Annotated in this window: 15 protein-coding genes; 11 read left to right on the top strand and 4 right to left on the bottom strand. The window is 64.9% G+C overall.

Annotation, left to right across the window (positions count from 1 at the left end):
• Nucleotides 1-62 precede the first annotated feature (62 nt).
• Nucleotides 63-935 carry a tRNA glutamyl-Q(34) synthetase GluQRS gene (gluQRS, locus tag ACLFLU_RS05240; RefSeq protein WP_426411269.1) on the top strand — a complete coding sequence of 291 codons (873 nt, stop codon included), beginning with the start codon at nt 63-65 and terminating at the stop codon, nt 933-935.
• A gap of 104 nt (nt 936-1,039) precedes the next feature.
• Nucleotides 1,040-2,320 (top strand): ATP-binding protein, encoded by a 1,281-nt coding sequence (locus tag ACLFLU_RS05245; protein ID WP_426411270.1) that lies wholly within the window; start codon nt 1,040-1,042, stop codon nt 2,318-2,320.
• On the opposite strand, the gene ACLFLU_RS05250 is transcribed toward ACLFLU_RS05245, so the two are convergent.
• Nucleotides 2,247-3,140 carry a YihY/virulence factor BrkB family protein gene (locus tag ACLFLU_RS05250; protein WP_426411271.1) on the bottom strand — a complete coding sequence of 298 codons (894 nt, stop codon included), beginning with the start codon at nt 3,138-3,140 and terminating at the stop codon, nt 2,247-2,249. The genes ACLFLU_RS05245 and ACLFLU_RS05250 overlap by 74 nt on opposite strands.
• A 164-nt stretch (nt 3,141-3,304) precedes the next feature.
• On the opposite strand from ACLFLU_RS05250, the gene ACLFLU_RS05255 reads away from it, so the two are divergent.
• The 6 genes from ACLFLU_RS05255 to ACLFLU_RS05280 all read left to right on the top strand — a co-directional run bounded on the left by ACLFLU_RS05255 (nt 3,305) and on the right by ACLFLU_RS05280 (nt 7,279).
• Entirely contained in the window at nt 3,305-3,499 is a 195-nt protein-coding gene (locus ACLFLU_RS05255; RefSeq protein WP_426411272.1) for a twin transmembrane helix small protein, read from the top strand.
• A 2-nt stretch (nt 3,500-3,501) separates the two neighbouring features.
• Entirely contained in the window at nt 3,502-4,074 is a 573-nt protein-coding gene (locus ACLFLU_RS05260) for a cob(I)yrinic acid a,c-diamide adenosyltransferase (RefSeq protein ID WP_426411273.1), read from the top strand.
• A gap of 156 nt (nt 4,075-4,230) precedes the next feature.
• Nucleotides 4,231-4,980, top strand: a complete 750-nt coding sequence (locus ACLFLU_RS05265) for an electron transfer flavoprotein subunit beta/FixA family protein (RefSeq protein ID WP_426411274.1) — start codon at nt 4,231-4,233, stop codon at nt 4,978-4,980.
• On the top strand, nt 4,980-5,930 hold the full coding sequence (locus ACLFLU_RS05270; protein ID WP_426411275.1) for an electron transfer flavoprotein subunit alpha/FixB family protein: 951 nt from the start codon (nt 4,980-4,982) through the stop codon (nt 5,928-5,930). The genes ACLFLU_RS05265 and ACLFLU_RS05270 overlap by 1 nt, the downstream gene beginning before the upstream one ends.
• 193 nt (nt 5,931-6,123) lie before the next feature.
• A complete protein-coding gene (locus tag ACLFLU_RS05275; protein ID WP_426411276.1) occupies nt 6,124-7,005 on the top strand; it encodes a 3-hydroxybutyryl-CoA dehydrogenase in 882 nt (293 codons plus the stop codon).
• Between the two features lie 79 nt (nt 7,006-7,084).
• Complete coding sequence (locus tag ACLFLU_RS05280) at nt 7,085-7,279, top strand: hypothetical protein (RefSeq protein WP_148751685.1); 195 nt, start codon at nt 7,085-7,087, stop codon at nt 7,277-7,279.
• Here the strand turns inward: ACLFLU_RS05280 and tlpA are convergent.
• The gene (gene tlpA / locus ACLFLU_RS05285) at nt 7,276-7,941 is read right to left on the bottom strand and encodes a thiol:disulfide interchange protein TlpA (protein WP_426411277.1); all 666 of its coding nucleotides are present in this window, start codon (nt 7,939-7,941) and stop codon (nt 7,276-7,278) included. The two genes, ACLFLU_RS05280 and tlpA, sit on opposite strands and share 4 nt — an antisense overlap.
• A 101-nt stretch (nt 7,942-8,042) precedes the next feature.
• On the opposite strand from tlpA, the gene argH reads away from it, so the two are divergent.
• From argH to lysA, 3 genes are all read left to right on the top strand, one after another.
• On the top strand, nt 8,043-9,440 hold the full coding sequence (gene argH / locus ACLFLU_RS05290; RefSeq protein ID WP_426411278.1) for an argininosuccinate lyase: 1,398 nt from the start codon (nt 8,043-8,045) through the stop codon (nt 9,438-9,440).
• 93 nt (nt 9,441-9,533) lie between these two features.
• Nucleotides 9,534-9,824, top strand: a complete 291-nt coding sequence (lptM, locus tag ACLFLU_RS05295) for an LPS translocon maturation chaperone LptM (protein ID WP_426411279.1) — start codon at nt 9,534-9,536, stop codon at nt 9,822-9,824.
• Nucleotides 9,825-9,847: 23 nt separating this feature from the next.
• Complete coding sequence (gene lysA, locus ACLFLU_RS05300; RefSeq protein WP_426411280.1) at nt 9,848-11,113, top strand: diaminopimelate decarboxylase; 1,266 nt, start codon at nt 9,848-9,850, stop codon at nt 11,111-11,113.
• A gap of 40 nt (nt 11,114-11,153) precedes the next feature.
• Here lysA and ACLFLU_RS05305 read toward each other — a convergent pair whose 3' ends face one another.
• The gene (locus ACLFLU_RS05305) at nt 11,154-12,887 is read right to left on the bottom strand and encodes a tannase/feruloyl esterase family alpha/beta hydrolase (RefSeq protein ID WP_426411281.1); all 1,734 of its coding nucleotides are present in this window, start codon (nt 12,885-12,887) and stop codon (nt 11,154-11,156) included.
• A 150-nt stretch (nt 12,888-13,037) separates the two neighbouring features.
• The gene (locus ACLFLU_RS05310) at nt 13,038-13,946 is read right to left on the bottom strand and encodes an NAD(P)-dependent oxidoreductase (protein WP_426411282.1); all 909 of its coding nucleotides are present in this window, start codon (nt 13,944-13,946) and stop codon (nt 13,038-13,040) included.
• Between the last annotated feature and the right edge of the window lie 6 nt (nt 13,947-13,952).

Genomic DNA, 13,952 nt, shown 5'->3' on the forward strand with positions numbered 1-13,952 from the left:
CATCTCCTATCGTAACAGAGTCTTGTCGTAGCAGAGTCTTGGCCATGACGAGATCTTGCCAAATGCCGCCACCCGTTTTCCGATTTGCCCCCAGCCCCAACGGCCTGCTGCATCTCGGCCACGCCTATTCGGCGCTGCTCAATTTCGACCACGCGCGCGAAGCAGGCGGGCGGCTGTTGCTCCGTATCGAGGACATCGATGCCACGCGCTGCCGGCCGGAGTTCGAGACGGCGATCTATGAGGACCTCGGCTGGCTGGGGATCGCCTGGGAGACGCCGGTGCGGCGGCAGTCTGAGCATCTTGCCGATTATCGCGCGGCGCTGGAGAAGCTCTCCGCGCTGGGTCTCGTCTATCCTGCTTTCGAGAGCCGCGCCGAGATTGCAAAGCTGGTGGCTGCGCGCGAGGCCGACGGGCTTTGGCCGCGCGATCCTGACGGTGCGCCGCTGTATCCCGGGATTGCGAAATCGCTGTCCGCCACCGAGCGCAAGCAGTTGATCGAGTCCGGTGCGCCTTATGCGCTGCGGCTCGACATGGCGGCCGCCCGCCAGCGGGTCTTCGGCTTGGCCTGGAACGAGTTGGGCAAGGGCCCCGATGGCGAGTGGGGCACGGTCGTCGCGCGACCCGAAGCCTGGGGCGACGTGATCCTAGCCCGGAAGGAGACGCCGACCAGCTACCATCTGTCCGTGGTGGTCGACGACGCGCTCCAGGGCGTGAGCGAGATCGTGCGCGGCCAGGACCTGTTTCACGCTACCTCGGTCCACCGCCTGCTCCAGGCTTTGCTCGACCTCCCCGAGCCGGCCTATCGCCACCACGCCTTGATTCGCGACGAGGCCGGCCGGAAGCTGTCGAAATCGACCCGCTCGACCGGCTTGCGAGAGTTGCGTGAGGCAGGTGCCTCACCTGCCGGCATCCGCAGTCTGGTGGGATTAGGCTAAGTTTCTCTGGGGGTTAGCAAAACGCCGCCGTGACTCCGGGGGTTCCGCCGTGCCATGCTTAGCCGACAGCCGGGGGTTCGAAGGGGATACTTCGAAGGGGATTTATGGCGGCGAAAACGCGTGCAGCGCGCACCACGCGAAAGTCCAGGCTACCGCCTCGGAAGCGGTCCGGGGCGGTCGGGAGGTTGCGCCCGCGCAGCGGCAAGGCCGTCGCACCTGACGTGATCCAGGCGGCGCTGGCCGCCTTTGCCCACGAGGTCCGCACCCCCCTGACCGGCATTCTGGCGATCAGCGACCTGCTCTCGACCTCCGATCTCGGCGAGCGCGAACGGCGCTGGGCGGACACCATCAAGGCCGGTGCCGAGCATCTGGCCAACCTTGCCACCTTGTTCGTCGATGCCGCCAAGACCGGGAAGGAAGCCGGCAGCAATCTGCGCCAGGATCTGTTCGACCTGCGGGCCCTTGCCCGCAGCACCGGCGATTCGCTCGCCGGGCGCGCCGCGGCCAAAGGCCTTCAGGCGGAGGTCCTGATCTCCGAGAAACTCGCGGGTCTCGTGGTCGGAGATTCCGTCCGCCTGCGCGCTGCGCTTGAGAACCTGATCGACAACGCCGTGAAATTCACTGACCACGGTGTCGTGGCGATCTCGGCCATGCCCTGGTCCCCTGCCAAAGGCAGCGGAAGGGGCAAGATCAAGGATAAGGCGAAAGACAAGCGCAAGGTCGGCGTTGCCTTCGCGGTGTCCGACAGTGGCATCGGCCTGACCATGGCCGAGATCAAGCGGCTGTTCCGCCCGTTCACCCAGGCCAATGTCACCATCGCCTCGCGCTTTGGCGGCGCCGGCCTCGGGCTGTCCTCGGTGAAGCAGCTGGCGCGCGCGATGGGCGGCGACATCACGGTCGCGCCCCGGCGCGGCGGCGGCGCCACCTTCACGCTGACGGTGTCGCTGGATGCGGCGGGTCCCGCGAAGTCGCGCAAATCGGGCGGTGAGGAGGCGAAGGCACTGGCGGCGTTGCGCGTGCTCAGCGTCGAGGACAATCCGTTCGGCCGCGTCGTGCTGAACACCATCTTGACCGAGCTCGGCCATCATGCCGAGTTCATCGGGCGCGGCGAGGACGCAGTGAGCCGGCTCGCGCAGGGCGCCTTCGATGCGGTGTTGATGGACATGGTCTTGCCGGGCATTGGCGGCGTCGAGGCGATCCGGCAAATCCGCAACATGCAGACGCCGCTGGCTCAAATTCCCATCATCGGCGTCTCCGGCCGCGGCGAGGACGAAGCGGCCTCGCGCGAGGCCGGCGCCGACGCCTTCCTGGTCAAGCCTGTGTCTCCGCGGGCTTTAGCGACTGCGCTGCTTGAAGCGAGACGCCGTGAGGAAGCCGCGACTTGATGATCGCGGCATTGAGTTCGCCGCCGTAGACGAAGATCGCGGCGATGAAATACAGAAACACCAGCGCGATGATCACCGAGGCCAGCCCCGCATACATCGTCACGTAATTGTTGGCGAAGCGCGCCAGGTACTGGCCGAACACGATGCCGGAGATCAGCGACGCCACGATGGTGAAGACGATGCCGGGCAGGATCTGGAGGAAGCCGCGGCGTCCCGCCGGCAGCCAGGTATGCAGGATGAGCAGCGCCACGACCAGCGCGCCGATGGTGATGCCGTAGCGCATCCAGGTCAGGATGCTCTCGTTGGATTCGACGAACAGCGGAATGTGGCGCCGTGCCGCCTCGATGAAGAGCGGGCCGAGCACGATCAGGAATGCCATGGCAAGCGCGGTGATGGCCGCGACGAGCGTGTAACCGATCGATTCCAGCCGCAGCCAGTACCAGCGCCGCATCTCCACCACCGCATAGGCGCGGTTGAGTGCGACGCGGAGCGCCTCGACGCCGTTGGACGCGAAATAGACCGACAGCACCGCGCCGATGGTCAGCACGCCGGTGCGGGTGGTGGTCAGCACGTCGTGGATCTCGCCGGAGAGCGCGTCCGCCACTTGCTTTGGCCATATCTCGAGCATCAGCCCGGCCGCCTGGTCGGCAAGCTCCTTGGAGCCGAAGAAGCCGGCGAGCGAGGTCAGCACGATCAGGAACGGGAACAGCGCCATCAGCGTCGACAGCGCGATGTGGCTCGCGATCGCCCAGCCGTCGTCGGCCAGGAACGTGTAGAACGCGTCCATCACGACGACGTAGATGGTGCGGACTGCCCTCACAGCCAGCCCTGTGCTGCTCCCTCTTCCCGCTTGCGGGGAGAGGCGTAGAAGGCCGGCGACGGATGCAAATCGGAGATCATCAAGCTAGCTTCTGATATTATTGGCTTAAAAGCCAGATCGGGAACGCCATGGCGTAGCCGCGCACACGGTGTTATCTACGCCCGATGGCATCCCTCCTGAGTACCTTCATCCTGCCGGTGGCAGCCGGCGCCGTGGCGATCGTGCTGCTGCTCGGGCTCGTCAACATGATGCGCGGCGGCTCGCCCAACACCTCGCAGAAGCTGATGCGCTGGCGCGTGCTGCTTCAGTTCGTGGCGATCGTGGTTGCCATGCTCGCCGTCTGGGCCATGGGGCATTAAACATGGTTGTCCTCAACCGCATCTATACCAAGACCGGTGACGACGGCACGACAGCGCTCGGCTCGGGCGAACGCCGTCCGAAATATGATCTGCGCATTGCAGCCTATGGCACCGTCGACGAGACCAATGCCGCGATCGGCGTGGTGCGGCTTCACACGACAGATGCGCCCGAGCTCGACGTGATGCTCGGCCGGATCCAGAACGATCTGTTCGATCTCGGCGCCGATCTCGCGGTGCCCGAGCGCGAAGGCAAGGCGGACCGGCTGCGAGTGGTGGCAAGCCAGGTCGAGCGGCTCGAGCGTGACATCGACGCCCTCAACGACAAGCTCGCGCCGCTGACCTCTTTTGTGCTGCCGGGAGGCACGCCGGCCGCTGCCTACCTCCATGTCGCTCGTACGATTTGCCGCAGGGCGGAACGTATGATGGTGGAACTCGCGGCCCAGCCCGCGGAGCCGGTCGGCGCAGCTGGCATCCAATATATGAACCGCCTGTCGGACTTCCTGTTCGTGGCGAGCCGCGCCGCTAACCATAATGGCGCCGGCGACGTGCTCTGGGTTCCGGGCCAGAACCGCTGACCCCAAAATCACTGACCCCAGAATCACTGACCCATTGAGCAGCGCATTTCTAAGGTCTAAAATTTGGCCCTGTCGCGCGTTGACCGGGCCGGATCAGGCCTTTAGGTTCCGCGCCAGTTGAAAAAGCCCCCTCCTAAATTGAGTGAAAGAGGATCGATGAAGGTCTTAGTGCCGGTAAAGCGGGTGGTCGATTACAACGTCAAGGTCCGCGTCAAGGGCGATGGATCGGGCGTTGAACTCGCCAACGTCAAGATGTCGATGAACCCCTTCGACGAAATCGCGGTCGAGGAAGCGCTGCGCCTGAAGGAAGCCGGCAAGGCGACCGAAGTCGTGGTGGTCTCCATCGGACCGGCGCAGGCGTCGGAGACGATCCGCACCGGACTCGCCATGGGCGCCGATCGCGGCATCCTGGTGAAGGCCGACGGCATCGTCGAGCCGCTCGCCGTCGCCAAGATCCTGAAGAAGGTCGCTGAAGAAGAGCAGCCCGGCCTGATCATTCTCGGCAAGCAGGCGATCGACGACGACAGCAATCAGACCGGCCAGATGCTGGCCGCGCTGCTCGGCTGGTCGCAGGCGACTTTCGCCTCGAAGCTCGAAGTTGACGGAAGCGACTTCAAGGTCACCCGCGAAGTCGACGGCGGTCTGCAGACCGTGAAGCTCAAGGGACCGGCGATCGTCACCACCGATCTGCGTCTCAACGAGCCGCGTTATGCGTCGCTGCCCAACATCATGAAAGCCAAGAAGAAGCCGATCGCGGAAAAGACCGTCGCCGATTACGGCGTCGACGTCACCGCGCGCCTCGAAGTTCTGAAGACGGCTGAGCCCGCGGGCCGCAAGGCCGGCGTCAAGGTGAAGGACGTCGCCGAGCTGGTGTCGAAGCTCAAGAACGAAGCCGGGGTGCTCTGATGACGACGCTGTTGATTGCCGAACACGAACACGAAGTCCTCAAGGACTCCACCAACAAGGCGCTGACCGCGGCGTCCCAACTCGGCGGCGACGTCCATGTGCTGGTCGCCGGCGGCGGGCAGGGCACCAAGGCTGCGGCCGAGGCGGCCGCGAAGCTGGCCGGTGTCGCCAAGGTGCTGGTCGCCGAAGGCGAGCCCTATGCGCACGACCTGGCCGAGCCGCTGGCCGCGTTGATCGTCTCGCTGGCGCCGTCCTATGACGCGATCGTCGCGCCCGCGACTTCGCGCTTCAAGAACGTGATGCCGCGCGTCGCAGCTCTGCTCGACGTCATGCAGGTCTCGGAGATCATCAAGGTCGTCGCTCCCGACACCTATGAGCGCCCGATCTATGCCGGCAACGCCATCCAGACGGTGAAGTCGAAGGACGCCAAGAAGGTCATCACGGTCCGCACCTCGACCTTCGCCGCCGCGGGTGCCGGCGGTAGCGCGCCGGTCGAGAGCGTTCAGGCTGCGGCCGATCCGGGCCTGTCGTCCTTCGTCGGCGAGGAAGTTGCCAAGAGCGACCGTCCCGAGCTGACCTCGGCCAAGATCATCGTCTCCGGTGGCCGGGCCATGCAGAGCCGCGAGAACTTCGCCAAGTATATCGAGCCGCTCGCTGACAAGCTCGGCGCCGGTGTCGGTGCCTCGCGCGCGGCGGTGGACGCCGGCTATGCGCCGAACGACTGGCAGGTCGGCCAGACCGGCAAGGTCGTGGCCCCCGAGCTCTATGTCGCCGTGGGCATTTCCGGTGCGATCCAGCATCTGGCCGGCATGAAGGACTCCAAGGTGATCGTCGCGATCAACAAGGACGAGGACGCGCCGATCTTCCAGGTCGCCGACTACGGCCTGGTCGCCGACCTCTACCAGGCGGTTCCGGAGCTCACCGACGCACTCGGCAAGCTCGGCAAGTAAAAACGAGGTAAAAACACCGGCCGGAGTGGTACACTCCGGCCGGTGTTTCTTTTTCGAGGCGTTTTCTTTGGCGTGGGGCACGCCGGGGAAGCGATCCAATCTAGGTTTCGGGCCAAGGTTCTGATTAAATCAGATTTCCCGGCTCGGGGGATTAGGCAGGCGCGACATGCGCGCCGTTCCGGTGGATGACATTATGGCGGCAGTGATCAAGAAGGTCGGCGTGATCGGCGCGGGGCAGATGGGCAATGGTATCGCGCATGTCGCGGCGCTCGCCGGCTTCGACGTGGTGCTCAACGATGTCTCGGCCGACCGTCTCAAGTCGGGCATGGCCACCATCAACGGCAATCTGGCGCGCCAGGTCTCCAAGAAGGGCGTGACCGAGGACGACAAGGCCAAGGCGATCGCGCGCATCAAGCTCGCCGAGAAGCTCGACGACCTCGCCGACTGCGATCTCGTGATCGAGACCGCGGTCGAGAAGGAAGAGGTCAAGCGCAAGATTTTTCACGAGCTCTGCGCGGTGCTGAAGCCGGAGGCGATCGTCGCCTCCGACACGTCCTCGATCTCGATCACCCGGCTTGCCGCCGCCACCGACCGGCCCGAGCGCTTCATCGGCATTCACTTCATGAATCCGGTGCCGCTGATGGAGCTGGTCGAGCTGATCCGCGGCATCGCCACCGACGACTCGACCTTCGAGGCGTCCAAGGAATTCGTCGCCAAGCTCGGCAAGCAGGTCGCCGTCTCCGAGGATTTTCCGGCCTTCATCGTCAACCGCATCCTGCTGCCGATGATCAACGAGGCGATCTACACGCTGTACGAAGGCGTCGGCAATGTCGAGGCGATCGACGCGGCGATGAAGCTCGGCGCCCACCATCCGATGGGCCCGCTGGAGCTCGCCGATTTCATCGGCCTCGATACCTGTCTGTCGATCATGCAGGTGCTGCATGAGGGCCTCGCCGACTCCAAGTACCGCCCATGCCCGCTGCTGGTAAAATATGTCGAGGCCGGCTGGCTCGGCCGCAAGACCCAGCGCGGCTTCTACGACTACCGCGGCGCCAAGCCGGTTCCGACGCGGTAATCCATCCCACGGCACTGTGACAATTCATGTCGCGTTAACCCATCGCCCCTAGGCTCTCGCTGCTACGAGGGTTTGCGTAATGGACACGATGGCGATGGTCAGCACCATGCTGGCCTCTCAGCAAGGCGCGCTGCAGTCGAATATTTCAGCGACGCTGATGAAGCAGAACGCGGACGCGGAGAAATCCGCCGTCCTGACGCTGCTGGGCGCCGGTCAGCCCTCGCTCGCCAATGTCGGCGCAGGCGTCGGCGGCAACCTCAATATCACCGCTTAAAGCGACGCGGCGGCCGGCCCTAGCGCGGCCCGGATCAGCTTGAGCGCGTCGTCGCTGGCCCATTCCGCCGGGCCCGCGATCGTCGCGATTTCGCAGCCCTGCGGGTCGACCAGCACCGAGGTCGGCATGCCCAGAGCCCGGCCTATCGCCTTAAGATCCTGGAAAACCTTGGCTTTTTGATCGGTGAAGTAGCCGAGCCTGGTCAAATTGGCGTCTTTCAGGAAGTTTTTCGGCTTCTCGGAGTCGCGGGTGTCGATATTGATCGCGACCACCTCGAAATTCGGACCTGAAAGCTTGGCCTGGAGCTGATCCAGCGCCGGCATCTCTTTTCGACATGGCACGCACCAGGTGGCCCAGAGGTTGACCAGCAGCGTCTTGCCGCGGAAATCCGAGAGCTTCTTGGGCTTGCCGTCGGCATCCTCGAAGGCCAGGTCGGGCAGCTTCAGGGGGGCGCTCGCCATGGTCAGCGCCGCCACCTCGCCATGGGCGAGCGGGGCGATCTTCTGGGCCGTGGCCACCGCCGCGCGGCAGGCCGGATCGCCTGACGGGGCCCGGCTCAGGCCGAGCCCATACAGCGCGGCGAAGCCGGCCAGTCCGCCGACCACGACGGTGGCGATGACGATGGGGATCCGGCGCGTGGCGGAGGGCGTCTTGTCGAGCATATCGTTTGTCATCCGGTCGCAGATATGGCTATCAGAGGCCTCTTAATACGGCTGGCCTCCGCCAGCAAACATGCGGCAAAGCAGGGCGTGAGCAGGGGATCATGAGCAACAAGATGTGGGGCGGCCGGTTCTCGGAACGCCCCGATGAGATCATGGAAGAGATCAACGTCTCCATCGACGTCGATCGTCACCTCTTTGCCCAGGACATTGCCGCGTCCAAGGCCCACGCCGCGATGCTTGCCAGTCAGGGTATTATCACGGCCTCTGATGCGAAAAATATCGGCAAGGGTCTAGACACGATTTTGTCAGAGATCGGCAAGGGCGGCTTCGAGTTCAAGCGCGCGCTCGAGGACATTCACATGAATGTCGAGAGCCGCCTGTCCGAGCTGATCGGCCCCGCCGCCGGCCGCCTGCATACCGCGCGCTCGCGCAACGACCAGGTCGCGACCGACTTCCGTCTCTATGTCCGCGACATCGTCGACGAGACCGATGCCGCGCTCGCCGCGTTCCAGCAGGCGCTGGTGGAACGCGCGCTGGAGCATGCGGGAACAGTGATGCCCGGCTTCACGCATCTGCAGACCGCGCAGCCGGTGACGTTCGGTCACCATCTGCTCGCCTATGTCGAGATGGTCGCGCGCGATCGCGGCCGTTTCCAGGATGCGCGCAAGCGGCTCAATGAATCTCCGCTCGGCGCGGCCGCGCTCGCCGGCACCTCGTTCCCGATCGACCGTCATGCCACCGCGAAGGCGCTGGCCTTCGACCGTCCGATGGCGAACTCGCTCGATGCGGTCTCTGATCGCGACTTCGTGCTGGAGACATTGTCGGCAGCCTCGATCTGCGCCGTGCACATGTCGCGCTTCGCCGAGGAGATCGTGATCTGGACCTCGCCGCTGGTCGGCATGATCCGCCTCAGCGACAAGTTCACGACCGGCTCCTCGATCATGCCGCAGAAGCGCAATCCTGATGCCGCCGAGCTGGTGCGCGCCAAGACCGGCCGCGTCATCGGCGCGCTCAATGGTCTCCTGATCGTGATGAAGGGCCTGCCGCTCGCCTATCAAAAGGACATGCAGGAGGACAAGCAAGGCGCGATGGAGGGCTTTGCCGCGCTGTCGCTGGCGATCCGCGCCATGACCGGCATGGTCCGCGATCTCGTGCCGGATGAGGCGAAAATGAAGGCCGCCGCAGGCGAGGGCTACGCCACCGCGACCGATCTCGCCGACTGGCTGGTGCGGACGCTGAAGATGCCGTTCCGCGAGGCCCATCACGTCACCGGCCGCATCGTCGCCAAGGCCGCCGAGGGCGGCGTGGCGCTGCACGAGCTGCCGCTCAAGGAGATGCAGGCGATCGAGCCCAAGATTACCAAGGACGTGCTTGGCGTGCTCTCGGTCGAATCGTCGGTGAAGAGCCGTACCAGCTTCGGCGGCACCGCGCCGAAGAACGTGACGTCGCAGGCCAAGGCCTGGGCGAAGCGGCTGGAAAAAGAGCGAAAATTGGGCTGAAGGCAAAATTTCGCTTATGTTTCATGGTCATCCGGCTCTCGCCAGAGAGCGCCAATCTCTGTATGGTGCGCCCCGCGTAGTGGGGATTTCGTCGTGACGTCAAAGTTTCGCCCGGCCGGCTCGGGGTGGGCCATCATTGTGTTGAGCCTGAGCGCGCTTGCGCTCGCCGGCTGCGGCCGCAAGGGCCCGCTCGATCTGCCGCCGACCGCCTCCAACGCGTCCACGGCCAACATCGCCGCGCCGACCGACACCGAGACCGAAGCCCAGCAAACGCCGAGCGTGTTCAATCCGACCTATGGCGCGGATGCCCCACCGGCGGCGACCAAGGGCAAGAAGAAACCGTTTATCCTCGACCCGCTCCTGGACGAAAAGCCCAGCCGATAGGCTGGGGCAACTGAGCCAACGCCATGAACCATTTCGACTACCGCAACGGCGTGCTGCACGCCGAGGCGGTGAACCTGTCCGAGCTGGCCGCGACCGTCGGCACGCCGTTCTATTGCTATTCGACGGCCACCCTTGAGCGGCACTACCGCGTCTTCGCCGATGCCTTTGCCGGCGAGAAGGTGCTGGTCTGCTACGCCATGAAGGCGAACTCCAACCAGTCGGTGCTGCGCACGCTGGCCAAGCTCGGTGCCGGCGCTGACGTCGTCTCCGGCGGTGAATTGAAGCGCGCGCTGGCCGCCGGCATTCCCGCCAGCAAGATCGTGTTCTCCGGCGTCGGCAAGACCGAGGTCGAGCTGCGCGCCGCGCTCGCCGCCGACATCCTCTGTCTCAACGTCGAATCCGAGCCCGAGCTCGAGCTGCTGTCGCGCCTTGCGACCGAGACGGGCAAGACGGCGCGAATCTCCATCCGCGTCAATCCGGACGTCGATGCCGGCACGCACGCAAAAATCTCCACCGGCAAGTCCGAGAATAAGTTCGGCATTCCGATCGTCCACGCCCGCGAGGTTTACGCGCGTGCCGCGAAACTGCCGGGGATCGAAGTGACCGGCACCGACGTGCACATCGGCAGCCAGATCACCGATCTGTCCAAGATGGAGATCGCGTTCCGTATCCTGTCCGAATTCGTGCAGACGCTGCGTTCCGACGGCCACAATATCAGCCACGTCGATTTCGGCGGCGGGCTCGGCATTCCCTATTACATGGACCGCGAGGCGCCGCCGGCGCCGGACGCCTATGCCGCGATGGTCAAGCGCGTCAGCCACAATCTCGGCTGCACGCTGATGTTCGAGCCGGGCCGCATGATCGTCGGCAATGCCGGCATCCTCGTCGCCAAGGTGATCTACGTGAAGCACGGCGACGGCAAGAATTTCGTCATCATCGACGCCGCGATGAACGACCTCATCCGGCCGACGCTGTACGAGGCTCATCACGACATCCTGCCGGTGACGGAGCCGGCCAAGGGCGCGGCCATGATCACGGCCGATGTGGTCGGCCCGGTCTGCGAGACCGGCGACTATCTCGCGCTCGACCGCACGCTGCCGACGCCAAAGCCGGGCGATCTCATCGCCATCATGACCGCGGGCGCCTACGGCGCCGTGCAGGCCGGCACCTACAACACGCGGCCGCTGGTGCCGGAGGTGCTGGTGAAGGGCGATCAATACGCGGTCGTGCGCCCGCGCATCGAGGTCGAGCAGCTGATCGCGATGGATACGCCGGCGCCGTGGCTCTAAGGACGTCGGCGAGCATGCGCTCGCCGACGCCGCGTCCGCGTCACGGCCCGTATTTCGGAGCCGGCTTCTGGTTGAAATCGTTCTCGTCGGTGACGCAGGTGAAGTTCGCCGCAGCGTTGGTGTCGCCGCTGCCGTTGTATCTCGCGACCTTGGGGAAGACGCAGAGCGGCCGGGTCATCTGAACCGCGGGCGGCGTATCGGCCACGAACTTCGTGGCGAGGATCGTCTCCGGCGCGACGCCGGCCTCGACCCATTTGACGAGCGGTGTCAGCGCATCGAACGTGTTGGGACCGGGCCCGCCGGAGCAGTGGTACAGCCCGGGCACCATGAACAGACGCGCGTAGCTCTGGGTCCGTCGCAGCGCCGGATTGCCGTTGCCTTGATCGAAGAAGGCGACTGGTTGGGCCGCCTGACCCTCATTCCCCACCAGGGCGAGGAAATAGTTGATGCTGCTCTGTGACGGAATCAGCGGGTCGGCCCAGCCGTGGTACATCAGCAGCTTGCCGCCGTGTCCCCTGAATTCGCCGAGATCGGTGCTGGTCGCGTTGAGCACCGCGGCGAGCTGGTCGTCGACCTTGTCGATGTCGTGGTGGAAATCGAAATTGGCAAAATTGGTCGCACTTGCCGGATAGCCGAAGCTCGGGCCGAATACCCAGTAGAACAGGCCGTCGAAGGCCGGCTCGGGCAGTCGCTCCTGGAAAGCCAGGCCCAGCGCAAGGATGTCGTCGGTCTCGTTGCCACGCTCGGAGCCAGGATTGACGAGCTGTCCATTCACCGGGTCGATCGTGCCGGCGTAGTAGCGCTGCATGGTCGTGACCTGGTCGGAGGTCAGGCATGCGGGCGGCGCGTTGCCACCGGTGCAGAGCAGGACCTTCGGATCGAAATGACAGTCGCGCGGATCGGTCAGGAACTGATCGGTCTTGGCGCCGCCATCCCGGCCGACGCATTGCTTGAGCACGGCCTGGTTGATCAGCGTCATCTGGCCGGCCTGGATGAACCGGCCGGGGCTCGCATGCGTATTCTGCCAGCCATAGAGCCCCGCCATGTGCAAATGGGTGCGGTTGAAGGCGGCGGCGCCGGCGAGGATGCCGTCATAATCGTTGGGGAAGCGCTGCGCCTCCATCAGGGCGTTCTGGCCGCCGGTGGAGCAGCCGGCGAAATAGGCCCGCTGCGATCGATGGCCGTAAAACGCGCTGACGATCTCCTTGCCCCGTTCGGTCATCAGATGGATCGCGCGGTAGCCGAAATCCTTGATCCGCTCGGGATGCCCGAACAGGCCCGTCGACGGCGCGGTCGGATCGCCGAAGTCGATCGCGAGCGGATTGCCCATGTTGCCGGCCGAACCGCAGAACAGCGGATTGCATCCCGATGATCCGGTGCCGAGGTCGCTATTGGTCGCGGCAAAGCCGCCCTGGATGCCGATGGCGAGCTCGTTGTAGGTGATCGTGCCCTGGAAGCCACCGCCGCCAGTGCCGAGGAACCTGCCGTTCCAATTGGTCTCGGGCAGCCAGACCTCGATCTTGATGCTGGAATCCGAGCTCGGGATCAGGGTTGCGGTGACGCGGCAGAACGCGGGAAGGCCGGTGATCGGGCTCGAGCCGGGCGGGACGAAAGTGCCGGTCGTATTGTCGTCCGCCGAATTGATCACCGTGTGCTGCAGTTGCAAGGATCGAAGATTGGTGCACGCCGTCGCCATGGCGGGCGAAGTACCGAATGCGACACAGGCAAACAGGGCCGTGGTCGCACCGACAAGGTAGTGTCGATGACGCTTCATTCCGTCCTCCCTGATTTTTTTGCAGTCGAGCAGAGAGGACAGGATAGCCGAGCGCAATCACAACTCAAGGATGTTGCGTTGCGGTCGGGCTCTTTCGCGAATGATCGGCAATCTCACGTCGTGGTTGTGAGCGGAGGCTGCGCGTCGATGCTACTTCCCGGCAAGGCCACCCGGCTTGCCGCCGACAATGACGCCGGCCTTGTTCTCGATCGGTTTGATCGCCGCGGTGAAATCGGAGTCCGCGCCCTCCGCGGCGATCACCGTCTCCCACAGACGCCCGACCGCGTCGGCGACCTCCATCGACAGGCCGAGCTGCTTCATCTCCTCCAGAGCGAGCCGCACATCCTTCACCATCAGTCCCGTGGCGAAGCCGAAGTCGAAGGTTCGCGGCAACACCGAGCGCGGAAACTTGTCGCGGCTCGCGGTGTTCATGCCGGAGCCGGAGTTGATGACGTCGATCATCACGGCGGGATCGAGCCCGGCCTTGACGCCCATTACGACGGCTTCCGACGTCGCTACCATCGCGGTGGCCGACAGGAAATTGTTGGCGAGCTTCATGGTTTGTGCCGCGCCCGGCTTCTCGCCGATGAAGAACACCTTTCCGATCACGTCGAGCGCCGGCTTCAACAGCTCGAACTCCGGCTTCGGCCCCGACACCATCACCGCCAGCGTGCCCTTCTCGGCGCCGCCGACGCCGCCGGACACCGGGCAGTCGATCTGCACGATGTTGTGCTTGGCCAGCAGGCCGTGAATCTTCGCAGCCATCGTCGAGCCGACGGTCGACAGATCGATGAAGCGTTTTGCGCGGCCGCCCTCGATCACGCCGTTCGCGCCCGTGGCGACCTCGAGCGAGGCCTGCAGCGACGGCAGGCTCGCCATGACGGTCTCGACCTTGTCGGCAACGTCCTTCGGCGACGTCGCCGCGGTGGCACCGCGCGCGACCAGCTTGTCGACGACCTCCTTGCGGGTGTCGAACACGACGAGCTTGTGGCCGGCCTCGACCAGCCGCCGCGCCATCGGGAAACCCATGTTTCCGAGGCCGATGAATCCGATGTCCATGGTGTT

This window comes from Bradyrhizobium ganzhouense (assembly GCF_049949285.1).
GTDB classification, from domain to species: domain Bacteria; phylum Pseudomonadota; class Alphaproteobacteria; order Rhizobiales; family Xanthobacteraceae; genus Bradyrhizobium; species Bradyrhizobium ganzhouense.

Excerpts from the sequence above, each read along its gene's own strand:
- argH (WP_426411278.1), top strand. The coding sequence starts at position 8,043 with ATGAGCAACAAGATGTGGGGCGGCCGGTTCTCGGAACGCCCCGATGAG.
- ACLFLU_RS05255 (WP_426411272.1), top strand. The coding sequence starts at position 3,305 with ATGGCATCCCTCCTGAGTACCTTCATCCTGCCGGTGGCAGCCGGCGCC.
- ACLFLU_RS05280 (WP_148751685.1), top strand. The coding sequence starts at position 7,085 with ATGGACACGATGGCGATGGTCAGCACCATGCTGGCCTCTCAGCAAGGC.
- ACLFLU_RS05260 (WP_426411273.1), top strand. The coding sequence starts at position 3,502 with ATGGTTGTCCTCAACCGCATCTATACCAAGACCGGTGACGACGGCACG.
- ACLFLU_RS05275 (WP_426411276.1), top strand. The coding sequence starts at position 6,124 with ATGGCGGCAGTGATCAAGAAGGTCGGCGTGATCGGCGCGGGGCAGATG.
- ACLFLU_RS05270 (WP_426411275.1), top strand. The coding sequence starts at position 4,980 with ATGACGACGCTGTTGATTGCCGAACACGAACACGAAGTCCTCAAGGAC.
- ACLFLU_RS05310 (WP_426411282.1), bottom strand. The coding sequence starts at position 13,946 with ATGGACATCGGATTCATCGGCCTCGGAAACATGGGTTTCCCGATGGCG.
- lysA (WP_426411280.1), top strand. The coding sequence starts at position 9,848 with ATGAACCATTTCGACTACCGCAACGGCGTGCTGCACGCCGAGGCGGTG.
- tlpA (WP_426411277.1), bottom strand. The coding sequence starts at position 7,941 with ATGCTCGACAAGACGCCCTCCGCCACGCGCCGGATCCCCATCGTCATC.
- ACLFLU_RS05305 (WP_426411281.1), bottom strand. The coding sequence starts at position 12,887 with ATGAAGCGTCATCGACACTACCTTGTCGGTGCGACCACGGCCCTGTTT.
- ACLFLU_RS05245 (WP_426411270.1), top strand. The coding sequence starts at position 1,040 with ATGGCGGCGAAAACGCGTGCAGCGCGCACCACGCGAAAGTCCAGGCTA.
- gluQRS (WP_426411269.1), top strand. The coding sequence starts at position 63 with ATGCCGCCACCCGTTTTCCGATTTGCCCCCAGCCCCAACGGCCTGCTG.
- ACLFLU_RS05265 (WP_426411274.1), top strand. The coding sequence starts at position 4,231 with ATGAAGGTCTTAGTGCCGGTAAAGCGGGTGGTCGATTACAACGTCAAG.